General features: G+C 46.6%; 16 protein-coding genes. 14 read left to right on the top strand and 2 right to left on the bottom strand.

What is annotated here, in order from left to right; genetic code table 11:
- Positions 1 to 6: 6 nt before the first annotated feature.
- From purM to purD, 4 genes are all read left to right on the top strand, one after another.
- Positions 7 to 1,035 carry a phosphoribosylformylglycinamidine cyclo-ligase gene (gene purM / locus ATG71_RS02645; RefSeq protein WP_098438392.1) on the top strand — a complete coding sequence of 343 codons (1,029 nt, stop codon included), beginning with the start codon at positions 7 to 9 and terminating at the stop codon, positions 1,033 to 1,035.
- Positions 1,036 to 1,070: 35 nt separating this feature from the next.
- On the top strand, positions 1,071 to 1,646 hold the full coding sequence (gene purN, locus ATG71_RS02640; RefSeq protein ID WP_098438391.1) for a phosphoribosylglycinamide formyltransferase: 576 nt from the start codon (positions 1,071 to 1,073) through the stop codon (positions 1,644 to 1,646).
- Positions 1,647 to 1,763: 117 nt separating this feature from the next.
- Positions 1,764 to 3,299 (top strand): bifunctional phosphoribosylaminoimidazolecarboxamide formyltransferase/IMP cyclohydrolase, encoded by a 1,536-nt coding sequence (gene purH / locus ATG71_RS02635; RefSeq protein ID WP_098438390.1) that lies wholly within the window; start codon positions 1,764 to 1,766, stop codon positions 3,297 to 3,299.
- A gap of 233 nt (positions 3,300 to 3,532) precedes the next feature.
- Entirely contained in the window at positions 3,533 to 4,807 is a 1,275-nt protein-coding gene (gene purD / locus ATG71_RS02630) for a phosphoribosylamine--glycine ligase (RefSeq protein ID WP_098441704.1), read from the top strand.
- On the opposite strand, the gene ATG71_RS23915 is transcribed toward purD, so the two are convergent.
- Together ATG71_RS23915 and ATG71_RS02625 are read right to left on the bottom strand one after the other, a co-directional pair.
- The gene (locus ATG71_RS23915; protein WP_324295670.1) at positions 4,785 to 4,898 is read right to left on the bottom strand and encodes an EYxxD motif small membrane protein; all 114 of its coding nucleotides are present in this window, start codon (positions 4,896 to 4,898) and stop codon (positions 4,785 to 4,787) included. The two genes, purD and ATG71_RS23915, sit on opposite strands and share 23 nt — an antisense overlap.
- 157 nt (positions 4,899 to 5,055) lie before the next feature.
- Entirely contained in the window at positions 5,056 to 5,493 is a 438-nt protein-coding gene (locus ATG71_RS02625; RefSeq protein WP_098438389.1) for a YgaP family membrane protein, read from the bottom strand.
- Between the two features lie 125 nt (positions 5,494 to 5,618).
- On the opposite strand from ATG71_RS02625, the gene ATG71_RS02620 reads away from it, so the two are divergent.
- From ATG71_RS02620 to argC, 10 genes are all read left to right on the top strand, one after another.
- The gene (locus ATG71_RS02620; protein WP_098438388.1) at positions 5,619 to 7,358 is read left to right on the top strand and encodes an adenine deaminase C-terminal domain-containing protein; all 1,740 of its coding nucleotides are present in this window, start codon (positions 5,619 to 5,621) and stop codon (positions 7,356 to 7,358) included.
- A 30-nt stretch (positions 7,359 to 7,388) separates the two neighbouring features.
- A complete protein-coding gene (locus ATG71_RS02615; protein WP_098438387.1) occupies positions 7,389 to 8,426 on the top strand; it encodes a DUF3048 domain-containing protein in 1,038 nt (345 codons plus the stop codon).
- Between the two features lie 21 nt (positions 8,427 to 8,447).
- Positions 8,448 to 8,747 (top strand): YerC/YecD family TrpR-related protein, encoded by a 300-nt coding sequence (locus tag ATG71_RS02610; RefSeq protein ID WP_060671598.1) that lies wholly within the window; start codon positions 8,448 to 8,450, stop codon positions 8,745 to 8,747.
- A 134-nt stretch (positions 8,748 to 8,881) separates the two neighbouring features.
- On the top strand, positions 8,882 to 9,568 hold the full coding sequence (pcrB, locus tag ATG71_RS02605) for a heptaprenylglyceryl phosphate synthase (protein WP_098438386.1): 687 nt from the start codon (positions 8,882 to 8,884) through the stop codon (positions 9,566 to 9,568).
- Between the two features lie 85 nt (positions 9,569 to 9,653).
- Positions 9,654 to 11,879, top strand: a complete 2,226-nt coding sequence (gene pcrA, locus ATG71_RS02600) for a DNA helicase PcrA (RefSeq protein WP_098438385.1) — start codon at positions 9,654 to 9,656, stop codon at positions 11,877 to 11,879.
- A 60-nt stretch (positions 11,880 to 11,939) separates the two neighbouring features.
- Positions 11,940 to 13,946 carry an NAD-dependent DNA ligase LigA gene (ligA, locus tag ATG71_RS02595; protein ID WP_098438384.1) on the top strand — a complete coding sequence of 669 codons (2,007 nt, stop codon included), beginning with the start codon at positions 11,940 to 11,942 and terminating at the stop codon, positions 13,944 to 13,946.
- Between the two features lie 15 nt (positions 13,947 to 13,961).
- Positions 13,962 to 15,113: a CamS family sex pheromone protein gene (locus ATG71_RS02590; protein WP_098438383.1), complete on the top strand. Its 1,152-nt coding sequence runs from the start codon at positions 13,962 to 13,964 to the stop codon at positions 15,111 to 15,113.
- 519 nt (positions 15,114 to 15,632) lie between these two features.
- Positions 15,633 to 17,222: a malate synthase A gene (aceB, locus tag ATG71_RS02585; protein ID WP_098438382.1), complete on the top strand. Its 1,590-nt coding sequence runs from the start codon at positions 15,633 to 15,635 to the stop codon at positions 17,220 to 17,222.
- Positions 17,223 to 17,365: 143 nt separating this feature from the next.
- A complete protein-coding gene (aceA, locus tag ATG71_RS02580; protein WP_098438381.1) occupies positions 17,366 to 18,646 on the top strand; it encodes an isocitrate lyase in 1,281 nt (426 codons plus the stop codon).
- 197 nt (positions 18,647 to 18,843) lie between these two features.
- Positions 18,844 to 19,878, top strand: coding sequence for an N-acetyl-gamma-glutamyl-phosphate reductase (gene argC, locus ATG71_RS02575; RefSeq protein ID WP_098438380.1), 1,035 nt, complete (start codon positions 18,844 to 18,846; stop codon positions 19,876 to 19,878).
- The last annotated feature ends 2 nt before the right edge of the window (positions 19,879 to 19,880 follow it).

The following is a 19,880-nucleotide window of genomic DNA, read 5'->3' as shown; positions in this document are numbered from 1 at the left end:
ATCATGATGGCAAATGCGTATCGTCAGGCAGGAGTAGATATCGAAGCGGGATACGAATCCGTCGACCGGATCAAAAAGCATGTGAAACGGACGGCCCGTGAAGGCGTTCTTGGTCAGTTGGGCAGTTTCGGCGGAATGTTCGATTTATCTTCCTTGAATTTAAAAGAGCCTGTACTTGTATCAGGTACGGATGGGGTCGGAACGAAGCTGAAGCTTGCCTTCATGGCAGACAAACACGATACGATCGGGATCGATTGTGTGGCCATGTGCGTGAATGACATTGTCGTTCAGGGAGCGGAACCACTGTATTTCTTAGATTATATCGCGACCGGGAAAGCTCTCCCGGAGAAGATAGAAGGTATTGTAAAGGGTATTGCGGACGGATGTGAAATGGCGGGCTGTGCGCTGATCGGTGGGGAGACTGCCGAGATGCCGGGCATGTATTCAGATGATGAATATGATATCGCCGGCTTCGCTGTAGGCGCATGTGAGAAAAAAGAGATCATCACAGGCGAGGAAATTTCTGAAGGAAATGTGTTAGTTGGACTGGGATCAAGTGGTATACACAGTAATGGGTACTCTTTAGTGCGAAAAGTATTCTTCGAAGATCAGTCGTTTTCTTTGGAAGACTCATTACCGGAAATCGGGACCACACTTGAAGAAGCATTGCTTGCACCGACGAAGATTTACGTAAAACCGGTACTGGCGGCTCTGAAACAGTTCTCCATTAAGGGGATGTCCCATATCACCGGCGGAGGCTTCATTGAGAATATTCCGCGTATGCTTCCGGAGGGATTGCGAGCTGAAATCAGAGAAGGCAGCTGGGATATTCCGGATATCTTCACTGCTCTTGAGCACTATGGGGACATCCCGCGGAGTGAAATGTACAACATTTTCAACATGGGGATTGGATTTGTGTTAGCAGTTGAAGAAAATGAAGCGGAAGACATCCTTCAATTTTTCAACGAACAGGGTGAAGACGCCTTTATCGTTGGACGTGTGACGAAAGGAACCGGGGTGCACTTCGTTCGTTAAATGAAGGGTGAGCATGTCAATAACGGGGGCGAGTCATGAGACAGATTGCCATTTTTGCATCAGGAAGCGGAAGTAATTTTCAAAGCTTGGTAGATGCGGTCCAAAGTGGAACCCTTAAGGCGAATATCAAGCTTCTTGTATGTGACCAGCCGGGCGCGTTTGTCATACACCGCGCCCAAACGGCAGGAATACCGACGTTCGTCTTTCGGGCAAAGGACTATGAGAACAAGCGGGCATTTGAACAGGAAATCCTGAATGAGCTTGCTCATTTGGGGGTTGATTTTATTGTACTGGCAGGATATATGAGATTGATCGGGCCAACGCTTCTCGAAAGCTTCGGTGGAAGGATCGTCAATATCCATCCGTCACTCCTTCCTTCTTTTCCAGGGAAGGATGCCATCGGACAAGCCATCGAAGGCGGAGTGAAAGTCACAGGCGTCACGATTCATTTCGTAGACGCAGGAATGGATACAGGTGAAATCATCGCACAGGAAATCGTCCGTGTCACAACAGGTGAAACCAGGCAGTCACTGCAGGACAAAATCCAGCACGTCGAACATCACCTCTACCCAACCACCCTGAACCACCTCTTCCTTACCACCGGTCACTAAAGCGGGGAAGAACGATTGCTTTATCTTGGTAGTGTGGTAAAGTGATGAGGGACGGACCTTGGTTTTGAACATTATGAAATAATATCAGCGTTACAGCAGGCAGAGGAGGATCAGACATTGAAAAAGAGAGCATTGATCAGTGTTTCAGACAAAAGTGGTGTCATCGAATTCGCAAAGGAATTAAAGACACTTGGGTATGAAATCATTTCAACTGGCGGCACGAAGAAGCTCCTATTGGAAAATGACATAGAAGTCATGGGAGTGGAAGAAGTAACAGGATTCCCGGAAATTTTGGAAGGTCGTGTAAAAACCCTTCATCCCAATATCCACGGTGGACTACTTGCTAAACGCGGGGAAGAAAGTCACCTAAGGCAGATGGAGAAACAGGGGATCGAAGGCATCGACCTCGTATGTGTCAACCTTTATCCGTTCCAGCAAACGATCGCTAAGCCGAATGTCGGTGTAGATGAAGCGATCGAGAACATCGATATCGGCGGCCCGACGATGCTTCGTGCGGCTGCCAAAAATCATCAATATGTGACGGTCGTAGTCGATGCGTTGGACTATGATGAAATCATTGCAGAACTAAAGCTTCACGGTGAACCCTCACTGGAAAAACGCCGCAAGTTGGCCGCCAAGGTATTCCGCCATACGGCAGCCTACGATTCATTCATTGCTGAATATATGACAGACGTCTCAGGTGAAGAGAATCCTGAACGTTTTACAAGAACGTATGAATTAAAGCAGACGCTCCGTTATGGAGAAAACCCTCATCAACAAGCTTCATTTTACCGTGCACCGCTCGGCTCTGAATTTTCAGTGGCCATGGCAAGGCAGCTTCACGGGAAAGAGCTTTCCTATAATAATATCAATGATGCCAATGCAGCCCTTCAAATTGTAAAAGAGTTCACGGAACCGGCGGCTGTTGCAGTGAAACATATGAATCCGTGTGGTGTCGGGGTTGGCTCGACCATCCACGAAGCGTTTTCGAAAGCCTATGAAGCGGATTCCACTTCCATCTTCGGAGGAATCGTTGCGTTGAATCGTATCGTAGATGAAGAAACAGCGAAGCAGCTTCATGAAATCTTCCTGGAAATCGTCATCGCGCCGGCTTTCAGTGATGAAGCGTTTGAAATCCTTTCCGGCAAGAAAAATATCCGATTAATGACGGTTCCATTTGAAACCACAAACAAAATCGAGCGCAAGTTAACAACCGTTGAAGGTGGGTTGCTTGTTCAAGCGGATGACATGTTCACCCTTGACGATGCAGATCTCCGAGTCGTGACCAAACGTGAACCGACAGAAGCGGAGTGGGACGCTATGAAGCTCGGCTGGAAAGTCGTGAAGCATGTGAAGTCCAACGCAATTGTTGTGACAGATGCTCATATGACAGTTGGAGTCGGTGCGGGACAGATGAATCGTGTAGGGGCTGCAAACATCGCACTCGAGCAAGCCGGTGTGAAAGCCAAAGGAGCCGCCATGGCATCTGACGCATTCTTCCCGATGGACGACACAGTAGAAGCCGCCGCCAAAGCAGGCATCACCGCCATCATCCAACCCGGAGGCTCCATCCGTGACGAAGACTCCATCAAAAAAGCAGACCAATACGGCATCACCATGGTCATGACCGGAATCCGCCACTTCAAACATTAATAGGAGGGACGGACCTCGGGTTTTGATCGATACTGCTATGATAGAAACTGTACAAACCTTATGATTAAAGGACTTTCAAGATTCTTAACTGGTTCAGGGGAAGAGAATTGAGGGACGGACCTTCATACCATTTCTTGTCCAGTGTGAATCCTTTTCAATACATCCATTTCACATATAAACCTCTCCTTATCTGCACGACAGGAGAGGTTTTCTTTAAAGGGGGCTTTTTCAAGATGAAAGTATTAGTCATCGGACGTGGTGGCCGCGAGCATGCCATATGCAAGAAATTAGCGGAAAGTGAAAGTGTGACAGAAGTGTTCTGTGCGCCCGGTAATGCAGGGATTGAGAGCGTTGCAACAAACCTCCCGTACACTGAATCCGACGTGAGTGAACTGATTGATTTTGCCAAGAAAGAGGACATAGCGTATACGTTTGTTGGCCCTGAGAATCCGTTACTTGATGGAATCGTCAACCGCTTCCAGGAAGAAGGCCTGCATATTTTCGGCCCGACGAAAGAAGCGGCCATCATCGAAGGAAGCAAATCGTTCTCGAAAGAATTAATGAAAAAGTACAATATCCCAACGGCAGCGTATGAAGTGTTCACAAGCGTGGAGAAAGCGATTGAATATGTGAAGGAAGCCGGTGCCCCGATTGTCGTGAAAGCAGATGGACTTGCGGCAGGTAAGGGTGTTGTCGTTGCGGAAACAGAGGAAGAGGCCATCAGTGCATTGGAAGAAATGCTTCTGGATGAGAAGTTCGGGGAAGCCTCCTCGAAAGTGGTGGTGGAAGAATGCTTGTTTGGAGAAGAATTTTCACTCATGGCTTTTGTAAGTGGTGAGTCGGTATATCCGATGGTGATCGCACAGGATCATAAGCGTACCTATGACGGTGATCAAGGCCCGAATACAGGCGGTATGGGTGCGTATTCCCCGGTTCCGCATATTTCGGAAGAGGTGGTGCAGGAAGCGATTTCCACGGTCCTCCACCCGACTGCTCAAGCGATGGTGAAAGAGGATCGTTCCTTTACCGGAATTTTATATGCCGGGCTCATGTTGACAAGCGAGGGCCCGAAAGTGATCGAATTCAACGCACGATTTGGAGATCCTGAAACGCAGGTAGTACTTCCGCGTCTGGCTTCTGATTTCGGTCTCGTCGTGAAGAACATCATCGAAGGGAAGCCTGTGGATTTGGAATGGTCAGATGACGCGGTCCTTGGGGTGGTGCTGGCAGCAGAAGGGTATCCAGGTGCCTATGAGAAAGGGATCCCACTGCCTGAGCTTGAAAAGTCCATGGACGATAAAACGCTGGTGTATCATGCAGGAACCGAATTCAATGACCATCATACCCTTGTTTCAAATGGCGGAAGAGTGCTACTGGTCGCTTCAACTGCTCCCACTGTAGAAAAAGCGCAAACCGCCGTTTATGAAGAATTAGCTAAAGCAGAGTGCAAAGGCTTGTTCTATAGAAGAGATATCGGTCAGAAAGCTATCGAACACGTCTCTTCCTAGATTTACGAACATACACATAGGCAATGGCGACGATGCCGCCGATCAACGAAAACAGAACATACGACATATCGGTTAAATATTCCCAGAACAATACAAACAACTCCTTTACTAATAGATAGATAAAAAAATTGCCGAGGGATGTCCTATAAAGAGGGACGGACCTCGGCAATCCTGCCATTTTGAAGGGAACCGATCAACAGGATCCCCGTTGTTACGGGATTTATCAGGACGAAGCTTCTTTAAAGTCCCTAGGATTGTAGGTCCATCCCTTTAGAACCCGTCAATGCTTCCTGGACTTCCTGGTTGGTGAGTTCTTCTGGGTTGAAGTTGGCTTCTTTTTTGGTGTTCGTCGGGTCTTGGTGGTGTTCGGTTGTTTGTTGGTGCTCACTGTGACTGGACTTGTCGGATTTCAGCATGTCTTTGAAGTTCATCATATCCTTTGCTTTAAATCCTCCAAAGCCGCCGTTCTTGCCTTCTCCATCTCCAGCTTTTTCAAACAGGGCAGTGACAGGACAATAACGCAGGATCCCTTCTCCGACTTTCATGGCGCCGATGACCGCCATGACAAGATAGGAGTCTCTCCATGGACGTCTTGCAAGCTTTGATGTACTCCACGCTAAAATGGTAAATCCAACGGTGATGCGGATCAGGGCATTGATGATCCCGATGTTTGATGATACTTTCATTTGTAAATTCCTCCTTAATCGAAAATTCACATAATTGTTGTAAACCTTTAATGCGTTAAATAGTAAAATATGTTAACATAAATTGAAACTTAAACTAATACCATTCCACTAGAGGAGTGTTCACATTGGAACAGCGCTACAGATGGAAAAACAAACAACTGAGAGAACATGTACAAGTACTGAATGGAGAATTGTCTCCCAGTCTTCTTTTAAAAAATGCAACATACCTTCACTCGACGTTAAAGAAATGGGTGCAGGGACATATTTGGATTTACGGGGACAGGATTGTCTATACTGGTGATCAACTCCCGGAAAACCTTGAGCAATGCGAAGTGATGGACTGCGGGTCACAGTACCTCGTTCCAGGATATATCGAACCGCATGTACACCCGTTTCAGCTTTATAATCCCCAATCTTTTTCCAAGTATGCATCCCAAACCGGAACAACGACATTCGTCAATGATAACCTGATGATGTTTTTACAATTGAAAAAAAAGAAAGCGTTTACTTTATTGAGGGAGTTCAGCAAAATGCCGGTCACGATGTACTGGTGGACGCGTTTTGACTCCCAAACCGAGATGGTGGATGAAGAGGTTACGTTCTCAAATGGGGAAGTGAAATCGTGGCTCGAACATGATTCGGTGCTGCAGGGCGGGGAACTGACCGCATGGCCGCGGCTCCTTGAAGGAGATGACCTGATCCTTCACTGGATGCAGGAAACTAAACGGATGGGAAAAATCGTGGAAGGGCATCTTCCGGGGGCTTCTGACAAGACGATCGCCAAGCTCCGCCTATTAGGCATTGATGGCGACCATGAAGCCATGACAGGTGAGGATGTATACAAGCGCCTGATTCAAGGGTTGACCGTTACACTGCGTCATTCATCGATCCGACCGGATTTACCGGCTCTGTTAGACGGGCTAAATGAAAAAGGCATCGATTCATACGATTCCCTTCTTTTTACCACAGATGGATCGACACCGGGATTTTATGAGCAAGGTATCCTGGATTTCATGATCAAAATGGCCATCGACAAGGGCGTACCGCCAATCGAAGCCTATAATATGGCGAGTTACAACGTTGCCAATTATTACAATATCACCCACTTGCACGGGATGATCGCTACAGGCAGGGTCGCAAACATTAATTTTCTCCGGTCAAAGGATGATCCGACTCCGGTTTCCGTGCTTTCCAAAGGTATCTGGGTCCGTAAAAACAGCGAACAGATGGAAGACCCCACCGAAATCAATTGGGGACCAAACGGATTCACCCCGTTATCCCTTGATTGGGAAGTGGGGTATGACGATCTCCAATTCTCCATGCCGTTCGGGATCGAAATGGTGAACGATGTCATCACCAAGCCATACTCCATTTCCATCAATCCATCAGAGGAACTGCTTGACTCGGATCATGACCAATCGTTCCTTATGTTGTTGGACCGGAACGGCAAGTGGAGGATCAGCACCATGATCAAAGGATTCTCTAAAGGTGTGATGGGCTTTGCGTCGTCTTACTCCAATACAGGGGACATTATCCTGATTGGTAAAAGTAAGCCTGATATGATTGCAGCTTTCAACAGGATGAAAGAAATCGGTGGTGGGATCGTCCTTGCAGAGAACGGTGAAATCCTGCACGAGATTCCACTGCCATTAAGCGGACTGCTATCAGAGAAGGATATGCCTGAGCTGATTGAGGAAGAAAAAACACTCAAAGGCTTGTTAAAAGAGAGGGGCTACCGCTTCTCGGATCCGATTTATACATTGCTGTTCCTTCAGTCCACTCATCTGCCTTATATAAGGATGACACAAAAGGGAATCTATGATGTAATGAAGAAAACGGTACTCTTTCCAACAATAATGCGTTAAAATAGTAAAGTAAATAGGGGTGTCAAAAACATGCTGAAAAGAGCTTTGATTATTGCGTTAAGCTCGTTCGCACTTGTCGCATGTAGTTCAGATAAAGAGATAAAGAAAGAATCTGATAAAGAAGCCGCAACTCCAGTGGTGAAAGAAGAGACAGGCGTAGATACAGAAGAAATGAATCAGTTTCCTTTAACGGGGGTGGCTGAAAAGGAAGAATCCATGAACCGGGCGATCGCCGTGATGGTGAATAACCATCCGAAGGCAAGACCCCAATCCGGACTGTCGGAAGCGGATATTGTGTATGAAGTGTTGGCCGAGGGTGATATCACCCGTTTCTTAGCCATTTTCCAAAGCAGGATGCCGAAAGAGATCGGCCCGGTCCGAAGTGCAAGAGATTACTATATAGAGCTTGCAAAAGGGTATGATAGCTTGTATGTCGCTCACGGATACAGCCCTGAGGCGAAAGAAATGCTGACCAATGGTTTTATCGATGACCTTAACGGAATCCAATATGACGGGACGCTATTCAAGCGTGCAAGCTTCCGGAAAGCCCCTCATAATTCCTATATCACATATGAACATATCAAAGAGGGAGCGGAAAAGAACGGATTTGATATGGAGCGGCCGCCTGATGCACTGAATTTTAGTGATAAAGGGAAGGTTAATGGGGAAGCCGCCAATTCCGTGATGATTTCATATAATCATAATCCCCTGTTTAATGCTGTATATGATTTTAACGAAAAAGAAGGCAGATACGAGCGCTTTTCAAATGGGGAGCAGACCATCGACTATAAGTCGAAAGATCCCGTCCTGATCGAAAATCTTTTCATCGTGGAAGCTCCCCATAAGATCGTCGATGACGCAGGACGCCGGGATATTGACCTCAAATCGGGTGGAAATGCTTACTTGATACAGGAAGGAAAGCTCCGGAAGCTTCAATGGAAGAATGTGAATGGCCGGATCCTTCCTTATGAAAAGAATAAACCTGTTAGCCTGCGAAAGGGCTCGACGTGGATCAACGTCATTCCAAGCTCTCCTGGATTGACGGGTTCGGTATCCTATCAAGAATAGAAGGAAAAAGGAGTCTTTTTAATGCAAATAAATAAACTACGAGGCAAGGAGCTGGATCAGTTATTCAACGCTGTTCTTTCCCTGCAAAATCTTGAAGAATGTTATCGTTTCTTTGATGATCTGTGTACGATCAACGAAATTCAATCACTTGCCCAGCGCCTTGAAGTCGCACGTATGCTTCAGGACGGGAAGACCTATCATAAGATTGAAACCGAAACAGGTGCAAGTACGGCAACGATTTCCCGTGTGAAGCGCTGCTTGAACTACGGAAATGATGCTTATCAATTGGTGTTGGATCGTGTACATGAGGAAGAAAAATAAGAAAAGGGCCGCTGTCTATGACGAGCGGTCTTTGTTTTTGTTGAATAGTAATTCTTAACATCAGACTAGTAATGCGACAGTTTCATACAAATGATATAATACGTGAGATGGATGTATGAATGGAGGAACAGAGCATGTATGATGTCCAAAAGTGGAGCCATGTGTTTAAACTAGATCCGAATAAAACAATAGATGATGAAGATTTAGAAGCGGTATGTGAATCAGGAACAGACGCGATCATCGTAGGGGGAACGGACGGTGTAACCCTTGAAAAGGTTCTTGATTTGATGGCACGAGTGAGACGGTATACGGTTCCTTGTATTCTGGAGGTATCAAATTTGGAGTCGATTACTCCAGGCTTCGATTTGTATTTCATTCCGATGGTGATGAACAGTCAGAACTTGAACTGGGTGACGGGACTGCATCACCAGGCTGTGAAGGAATATGGAGAAATCATGAATTGGGACGAAATCCTTGTAGAAGGATATTGTATATTGAATCGTGACTGCAAGGCGGCGAAGGTAACGGAAGCGAACACAGACATTTCAAGTGAAGACGCTGCAGCGTATGCCATGATGGCAGAAAGAATGTTCAACCTGCCGATCTTTTATCTGGAGTACAGTGGTACATACGGAGATGTTGAAACGGTAAAAGAGGTAAGGGATTCACTGGAAAACACGACCTTATTCTATGGCGGGGGAATTAAAACCCGGGAGCAGGCGAAGGAAATGGCTGCTGTCTCAGATGTTGTCGTTGTTGGAAATGCTGTCTATGACAATCTGAAAGAAGCTTTAAAAACAGTAAAAGCAGTGAAAGGATAAGGATCGAACTGGAGGTCCTTCCCTGATTGATATATAATAGAAATACAAATATAGAACATACGTTCGTTATGGTGGTGTTTAGATTATGCAATTTTTGACTGATCGATTGTTGAATGGAATGAATCCCGAGCAGGCAGAAGCTGTGAAGGCGACGGAAGGTCCGTTACTGATCATGGCAGGGGCAGGCTCCGGGAAGACAAGGGTACTCACGCATCGGATTGCGTATCTGATGGTGGAAAAAGGCGTCAATCCTTACAATATTTTAGCGATTACCTTTACCAATAAAGCGGCGAGGGAGATGAGGGATCGTATTGAAAACATCCTGGGCGGGGCATCTGAGAACATCTGGATCTCAACCTTTCACAGTATGTGTGTGCGAATCCTGCGTCGTGATATTGACCGCATCGGGATGAACCGTAATTTCACGATTCTTGACTCTACCGATCAGCAGTCGGTGATCAAAGCGATTTTAAAAGAAAAAAATATCGACCCGAAGAAATTTGATCCCCGTTCGCTTCTCGGATCCATCAGCTCTGCAAAAAATGAACTGACCACTCCTGAAGAGTTATCGAAGCAAATAGGCGGGTATTATGATCAGGTGGTCTCTGATGTGTATACAGAGTATCAGAAGCGTTTACGCAAGAATCAGGCTCTTGATTTTGATGATCTGATCATGACGACGATCCAATTATTCCAGCGTGTACCGGAAGTATTGGAATATTATCAGCGGAAATTCCAATACATCCACGTAGATGAGTATCAGGATACGAACAGGGCGCAGTATATGCTTGTAAAACTGCTCGCTTCCCGTTTTCAAAACTTATGTGTCGTCGGGGATTCAGATCAGTCGATCTATCGCTGGCGCGGCGCGGACATTGCCAATATCCTTTCTTTCGAAAAGGATTATCCGAGGGCGACCGTCATTTTCTTGGAACAGAACTATCGTTCAACGAAACGGATCCTACAGGCGGCGAATGAAGTCATCCAGAAGAATTCAAACCGTAAACCGAAGAATCTCTGGACAGAAAATCATGACGGTGAAAAGATCTCCTACTTCAGGGCGGATACCGAGCAGACCGAAGCTCAATTCGTCACAGGGAAAATCAAGGAATTGATTGAAACTGGGAAGAAGAAGTATTCTGATTTTGCCATCCTTTACCGTACGAACGCACAGTCCCGTGTCATGGAGGAAGTACTTTTAAAATCAAATATCGAATACTCCATCGTCGGCGGCATCAAGTTCTACGATCGTAAGGAGATCAAGGATATCTTAGCGTACCTCAGGCTCATTTCGAATCCGGATGATGATATCAGCCTTCAGCGTGTCATTAACGTTCCGAAAAGGGGAGTAGGGGCAACGTCGATCGATAAGATTGCCCGTTATGCACAGGATCATGATATATCCATGTTCAGGGCTCTCGCAGAAGCCGACTTCATCGGACTCAGCCCGAAGATAACCAAAGCCGTGATTGAATTCATGGAAATGGTGAAAGGCTACACAAGTATGCAGGAGTATCTGTCTGTAACCGAACTCGTAGAAGAGATTCTTGAAAAATCAGGCTACACCGATATGCTGAAAGCAGAAAAGTCCATTGAGTCTCAATCAAGGCTCGAGAACTTGGACGAGTTCCTGTCTGTAACGAAAAGCTTTGAACAATCCAATGATGATAAGAGTCTTGTGGCATTTTTAACGGACCTTGCATTAGTCGCCGACATCGATAAGCTTGATGAGGACGATCAGCCGAAAGATTCCGTGATCCTGATGACCCTGCACGCAGCCAAAGGTCTTGAATTTCCTGTCGTATTCCTAATGGGGATGGAAGAAGGGGTCTTCCCTCACAGCCGTTCCCTTATGGAAGAGGATGAAATGGAAGAAGAACGCCGTCTGGCATACGTGGGGATCACCCGTGCCGAGGAACAGCTGTTCCTGACCAATGCCCAGATGAGGACGCTCTTCGGACAGACGAAGATGAACCCGGTTTCCCGTTTCATCAATGAAATTCCTGCAGACTTGTTGGATGATGTGATGGCAGAGAAGAAAACTGCCTTCACTCCTTTCGGTAAATCAACGGCGAAGTCACCTTCCCGCCCCGCTCCCAGAAAGCCCGTTGCTCGCCCGGTCCAAACCACGACGGGTGGAGAATCCGTCGCGTGGCAGGTTGGCGATAAGGCTCAGCATAAGAAGTGGGGGACAGGAACGGTTGTCAGTGTGAAGGGATCAGGAGACAGTGTCGAGCTCGATATTGCTTTCCCGAGTCCGATGGGAATCAAGCGTCTCCTGGCCAAATTTGCTCCAATTGAAAAAGCATAACATGTCTGAAGGGATTCCCTTCCGGCTATAACCGAATATAAGCAAGAAAGGGTTGTGGAAATGGATCGACAATCAGCCGAAAAGCGTATCAATGAACTTCACGAACGATTGAATCAATATAATTACGAATATCATGTGCTGGACAAACCATCTGTCCCGGATTCAGAGTATGATCAACTCCTCAGGGAACTCATTGAACTCGAGGACCAATTTCCTGAATTGAAATCAGCCGATTCCCCGTCACAGCGTGTTGGTGGAACGATTCTAGACTCTTTCGAAAAAGTCGAACATAGAACACCGATGCTGAGCCTTGGAAATGCCTTTAATGAAGAAGATCTTCGTGACTTTGACCGCCGTGTCCGCCAAGCGGTCGGGGAGGACTTCTCCTACGTATGCGAGCTGAAGATCGATGGTTTGGCCGTTTCTCTCAGATATGAAGACGGGGCGTTCGTCCAAGGGGCTACGCGTGGGGATGGGTCCATAGGTGAGGACATCACATCGAATCTGAAGACCATCCGTTCCATCCCGTTAAAGATTTCAGAAAAAATGTCCTTCGAAGTCCGTGGAGAGGCATTCATGCCGAAAGGATCTTTCGAAGCACTGAATAAGATCAAAGAAGAAAAAGGGGAAGAACCCTTTGCCAATCCGCGTAACGCAGCGGCGGGTTCACTCCGCCAGCTGGATCCGAAAATTGCGGCATCCCGGAATCTCGACATTTTCCTATATGCCCTGGCTGATATCGGGGATACAGGAATCGACTCACATAGCGAGGGATTGGATACGCTTGATAAACTTGGATTTAAAACAAACCCGGAACGCAAACGGTGTGCGACCATTGAAGAAGTCCTTGAATTTGTCGGGAAGTGGACAGATGAACGTCCGAATCTATCCTATGACATTGACGGGATCGTCATTAAGGTCGACTCTCTTGATCAGCAGCAGGAACTTGGAACCACAGCGAAAAGCCCGAGGTGGGCCATTGCGTTCAAGTTTCCTGCCGAAGAAGTCGTTACGGTTCTAAAGGAAATTGAACTAAGTGTAGGGCGTACAGGTGTCGTCACACCGACGGCAATCCTTGAGCCGGTCCGTGTAGCTGGAACGACCGTCCAGCGTGCCTCGCTTCATAATGAAGATCTGATTAGAGAGAAAGATATCAAAATTGGTGACCACGTCGTCATTAAAAAAGCGGGGGACATCATCCCTGAAGTGGTGAACGTACTGGAAGACCAGAGAACCGGTGACGAACAGGAATTCCTGATGCCGACTCATTGTCCGGAATGTGAAAGTGAACTTGTGAGACTTGAAGGGGAAGTGGCCCTCCGCTGCATTAATCCGAAATGTCCCGCGCAAATCCGTGAAGGGCTCATTCACTTTGTATCCCGCAACGCCATGAACATCGATGGACTGGGTGAAAAAGTGATCAGTCAGCTGTTCAGGGAAAAATTGATTGAGGACGTAGCCGATTTATACAGATTGGAGCGCGATCAGCTTCTTCAGCTGGAACGGATGGGCGAGAAATCCGTTGATAATTTATTGGAAGCCATTCAAACGTCGAAGGGGAACTCGTTGGAGAAATTGTTATTCGGTCTTGGTATCCGCCACGTGGGAGCCAAAGCCGCGAAGACGTTGGCGCAGGAATTCGACTCAATGGACAGGCTGATGGACCTCGGGAAAGAAGAGCTGACGAATGTGAATGAGATCGGGGATAAAATGGCCGATGCCATTGTCGCTTATTTTGAAAACGATGAAGTGAAAGAACTCATTCAGGAGCTGAAGGATGCCGGAGTGAACCTTGAATACAAAGGACCGAAGCCTGTATCAGTCAGTGACGTCGACTCATACTTTGCAGGCAAGACCGTAGTCCTTACAGGGAAAATCGAACGATTGAGCCGGAATGAAGCAAAAGAAAAGATTGAAATGCTCGGCGGGAAAGTAACCGGCAGTGTCAGTAAGAAAACCGATCTTGTCATTGCAGGGGAAGAAGCGGGATCGAAGCTTACGAAAGCAAATGACTTAAATATAGAAGTCTGGGATGAGGATAAGCTGATGGAAGAACTTAACCGATAAGAGGTGTAACGAGGAATGAAAAAAGGGATTTCGGTCGCTCTCTCCGCATTAGTGTTACTGGGAGGCTGTGCGCCGACATTTGAGAAACAGGATCAGGTCGTTCAGGAAAATCAGGATAGCGAAGCCAAGAAGGCCATCATACCAAGCTTCCAAATTTCGAAAGAATACTACAAGACGATGCTTCCGTACGAAACGAGTAATACCCGGGGCGTCGTCGTGAATGATCTTGGTTCCAGATATGATATCAATGAAATCGAGACGGGCTTATTAAGGGTTGCTCAGAATCGGTTTTCGACGGATGAATATTTCTTTAAAGAGGGTCAGTTCCTGACCAAGAAAACGGTTGATAGCTGGCTGCAAAGGAAGTACACAAGTGAACAGCTGAAGGAAAAGGGTCTGAAGGAGTCTGATAATGTGGGGCTTAACCCCGTGCAGGCGAAAGGGGAGAATGCCCCCATCTATTTGGCCCATGTCGTCGAACATAATTACTTAATGAAAAAAGAAGATAATAAGGTACGTCTTGGTGGAGTGTCCATCGCCCTGTCACTGAATTCTGTTCAATATGAGACCAATATGTCAAATGGGACAAGAACAGTGAAGAATATTTCCAATGAAGTATTGAAAGAGCAGGGAGCGAAAATCGCGGGTGAAGTACTCAATCGCCTTCGTCAGAAAAAAGAACTCCAAAACGTTCCGATTATGATCTCCCTTTATAAGCAGGCTCCGAAAGATCAGGTCGTCCCTGGTCACTTCTTTGCCTACACAACCGTGGAACCGGACCAAAACGGCATTCAGGACTGGAAGGGGATCAATGAAGATTATTATTTATTCCCTTCTCCGGAAGCCCAGGAGAACCATCCGAACGATTACAAAGTCTTTAACGAACTGAAAACAGACATCGAAAAGTATTTTCCTGTATACACAGGACTGACAGGACAAGCGCTCTATCAAGATCAGAAGCTGTCCAAAATGGAATTCGAGGTGGCCCTGTCCTTCCAGGGGAAAGCTGAAACCATCGGATTCGCCCAGCATCTGACCAATATGATCGGCAAACAGACCCCGGACAGCTGGGACGTAGAACTCCTCGTCTCCTCTTCCTATGGCCCGGAAGCGCTGATCGTCAAGAAACCGGGCAGTAAAGAAACCTATTTACACATTTACGAATAAGTAGAGAGAGAACTAATCCACAAAAGGGTTAGTTCTTTTTTTGAGGGACGGACCTTCTCTATTTCCAAAAAAATGAAACTATCAGATCGATTTACACGTAAAAGATTAGTGAATCAATCGAGTGGAACAGAAGAAAGGTTTTTATATACAAAATTGAAGAATAAGGAGGTAGTTGAGATGATGAGTTTTATTGCTCTTATAGTGGCTGGAACGTCCCTAACATTTGCAGCGCATGTCTATGAACAGAATAAAAAAATGGAGAAGAGAATGAAGGAATTGGAGAACAAACTATAAATATCGAAATGGTTATGGGTACTGAAGGTCCGTCCCTCACCGCTTTAATGCGTTGAGGGACGGACCTTTTTTGTGTTATCAGCATCCATGCGAAAAATGTCGAATGAAAATTCTGAAAAAGGTGTTCCAAATTTAATCTATCTGTTATACAATACAAACATGTTAATTAATCTGTATTATAACAATGATGATTTGTTTAATACGCTTAAGGAGTGAATACGTTCTATGTCTACTCAAATGGTTGGTATCAAGGTAACCGGAGAACTTAAACCGGGCTTTGATGAAATGTTATCCTCTGAAGCACTGCAGTTTTTAGAACAGCTGGAGCGCAGGTTCGGGGAGAAACGCAGGGAACTGTTACACAACAGAGAAAAGAAGCAGGAGCGGATCAATGGAGGAGAGCTTCCTCACTTTTTGACGGCAACCGAATCGATCCGTCAAAGTGAGTGGAAGGTTGCTCCGATTCCGAAAGCACTGCAGGATCGAAGGGTGGAGATCACAGGCCCGGTTGATCGAAAGATGGTCATCAATGCTCTGAATTCCGGAGCGAAATGTTTCATGGCATGTTTTGAAGATGCCACATCACCTACATGGACGAACCTCATAGAAGGACAAATCAACCTCCGAGATGCTGTACACCACACGATAGACTTCGAGACAAACGGGAAGCGTTATGAATTGAACGAAGAGCACGCGGTTCTGATCGTAAGACCAAGAGGACTTCACCTGGAAGAGAAACACATCGAACTGGATGGAAAGTCTCTATCAGGAAGCCTTGTCGACTTTGGCTTATTCATTTTCCATAATGCGACTCACTTAACTTCACTGAATAAAGGCCCTTATTTTTACTTACCTAAATTAGAAAGCCATGAAGAAGCACGATTCTGGAATGAAGTATTTGTGTTTGCCCAGGATTATGTGGGGATTCCCCAAGGGACGATCAAAGCGACGGTCCTGATCGAAACGATCACAGCGGCATTTGAAATGGATGAAATCCTTTATGAGTTAAAAGAACACTCAGCCGGGCTGAATTGTGGAAGATGGGATTATATCTTCAGCTATATCAAAAAGCTTCGCGAACAGGAAGATGTGATTCTTCCGGATCGTTCATCGGTCACGATGACGGCGCCATTCATGAGAGCCTATTCCCTGCTTACAATTAAGACCTGTCATAGAAGGGGAGCACCTGCAATAGGAGGTATGGCGGCGCAGATCCCTGTCAAGAACGATCCAGTCAAGAACGAAGAAGCGTTCAATAAAGTGAAAACAGATAAAGAACGGGAAGCAAAGGATGGTCATGATGGCACGTGGGTAGCCCATCCTGGTCTGGTACCGGTTGCCATGGACGTATTCAATCAGGAAATGAAAAAGGAAAATCAGATTGACGAGAAAACATTGCTGGACCTGGAAGTATCAGAACAGGAGCTTCTCGAAGTTCCTCAAGGAGCGATAACCGAAGAGGGTGTCCGGCTGAACATTAACGTAGGCATTCAATACATTTCATCCTGGCTGAGCGGCCAGGGAGCCGCACCGATCCATCATCTGATGGAAGATGTGGCCACGGCAGAAATCTCGCGTGCCCAGCTGTGGCAATGGATCCGTCATCCGAAAGGGATCCTCGAGGATGGCCGGAATATCACCATGGAACTCTACGAACAACTGAAGCAGGAAGAACTGACAAAACTCAAAAGCCTACTGGGAGAAGAACGATACAAGGAACGCCGATTCTCTGAAGCCGTCGACCTGTTCGATCAGCTCATCCAGAACGACCAGTTCACAGACTTCCTCACCATTCCCGGCTACCGGATCCTTTAAAGGTTCGGACCCGGTCAAGTGTTGGTAGAACAGGCATATTCACTTTAATCAATTACCGCTTCATCTGGATGAGGGACGGACCTCAACCGATGACGCAAGAACATACACCGGTATGTAAAAAACAAAAAAGGGAGAGATTTAATATGGTAAAAGCAAACAATGAACGTGTAACGGCACTTCAGGAAAACTGGGAAATGGATCAACGATGGAAAGGGATCAACCGTCCTTACTCGGCGGAAGATGTTATTCGACTAAGAGGATCGATTGATATCGAACACACAATTGCCCGCAGGGGTTCCGAGAAACTATGGAATTTGCTACATGAGGAGGATTATATCAATGCACTGGGTGCCCTGACAGGAAACCAGGCGGTCCAACAGGTAAGAGCCGGACTGAAAGCCATTTATCTAAGCGGATGGCAGGTTGCAGCGGATGCCAACTTATCTGGACATATGTATCCCGATCAAAGTCTGTACCCGGCAAACTCAGTCCCATCCGTCGTAAAGAGGATCAACCAGGCCCTCCAGCGCGCAGATCAGGTTCATTATGTAGAAGGGGATGAATCGATTGATTGGTTCGTACCGATCGTTGCTGATGCAGAAGCGGGATTCGGCGGACAGCTGAATGTGTTTGAATTAATGAAAGGAATGATTGAAGCAGGGGCGTCAGCGGTCCATTTTGAAGACCAGCTTTCCTCAGAGAAAAAGTGCGGTCATCTTGGAGGTAAGGTGCTTCTTCCGACTCAAACTTCTGTAAAGAATCTTATTTCCGCCCGTCTTGCAGCGGACGTAATGGGTGTGCCGACCTTGATCGTTGCCCGTACGGATGCCAATGCCGCTGACTTGATCACGAGCGATGTCGATCCGTATGATGCCCAGTTCATCACGGGCGATCGAACGCCTGAAGGCTTCTTCCGCACAAACGCCGGCCTCGATCAAGCGATTGCGAGAGGCCTTGCGTATGCTCCTTATGCAGATCTTGTATGGTGTGAAACGTCAGAGCCGAGTCTTGAAGAGGCTCGCCGGTTTGCAGAGGCGATTCATGCTGAACATCCAGGGAAATTACTGGCCTATAACTGTTCCCCGTCCTTTAACTGGAAAAAGAAATTGGACGATGAAACGATCGCTAAGTTCCAGGTGGAGCTCGGTAAGATGGGCTATAAATTCCAGTTCGTCACACTTGCGGGCTTCCACGCACTGAACCACAGTATGTTCGAGCTTGCGAGGGGCTACAAAGATCGCGGTATGGCTGCCTATTCACAGCTTCAGGAAGCAGAGTTTGCCAGCGAAAAGCATGGATATTCCGCTACAAGACATCAGCGTGAAGTCGGAACCGGATATTTTGACGAAGTCTCCATGGTGATTTCAGGTGGAACATCCTCCACAACGGCCCTAAAAGGGTCTACGGAGGCCGCACAATTCTAAAATACTATTAAAATACACATGAAGGTCCGTCCCTCACGCATTTCGAGGGACGGACCTTTATATGTTTCTAGTACTATCGGAGTGAATATGTGAATAAAGTAACTTTATATAAAAATTTATAAATATACTATTGATTTTATTAATATACACTCATATAATTAGACCTAATTTAAATTTATTGTGTGGGGTGAGAGGTATTGGATGTTGGTATAGTTGGTAGTACTGGGTATGGTGGTGTGGAGTTGTATCGTCTGTTGTCGAATCATCCGAATGTGAATGGGTGTATTTTGTATTCATCTTCTCTGGAAGGGAGTTCATATGCGGAGCAGTATCCGCATTTATCCTGTCTTTCCCAAGAAAGAGTGAAGCCGATCATGATCGAAGAGATGCAACAGCTTGATTTCGTATTTCTCGCGGTGCCTTCCGGCGTTTCAAAGGAACTTGCTCAGAAGCTCATGGGAAGTAAGGCGAAAGTGATCGACCTTTCAGGCGACCTGCGTTTAAAGGATCCGGGTGAATATGAAGAATGGTATAAAGGAGAATCCGCTCCGCAGGATGTTCTCGGGAAAGCCGTCTATGGACTGACTGAAATCAATCGACACGCCATCCGGGAAGCGGACCTGATTGCCAACCCCGGCTGCTTTCCGACAGCGACCCTGCTGGGGCTGGCTCCCCTCTTTCAGCAGGATCTTATAGACACTCACTCCTTGATCATCGATGCCAAAACCGGTTTATCCGGGGCGGGCAGGAAAGCGAGTCAATCCAGTCATTTTTCCGAGACTCAGGAAAATCTACGAATCTATAAAGTCCATCAGCACCAGCACACACCAGAAATTGAACAACAGTTGAAGGAATGGAGCAGTGAAGCGTGCCCGATCACATTCACAACCCATCTCATTCCCATGACCAGGGGGATCATGGTGACGATGTACGCCGACTTGAAGGACACCTGCACCACTGAGCAGTTACATATCCGCTATCAAAGCTTTTATGAAAAGCATCCATTCGTCAGGATTCGTCCGGTCGGGCAGTTCCCGAGCACCAAAGAAGTATTCGGCACGAATTTCTGTGACCTATCCATTAAAGCAGATCCACGAACGAACCGGGTCACGATCGTATCAGTGATCGATAATTTGGTAAAGGGAGCGGCAGGTCAGGCGGTGCAAAATATGAACGTGATGCTTGGGTTGGACGAAACGACCGGTCTTCATCACTATCCAATTTATCCATAAGA

This window comes from Bacillus sp. es.034, from assembly GCF_002563655.1.
GTDB lineage: Bacteria > Bacillota > Bacilli > Bacillales > Bacillaceae_B > Rossellomorea.
Note: the sequence above shows the minus strand (reverse complement) of the source record. Positions and strands in the feature narration are given on the sequence as shown.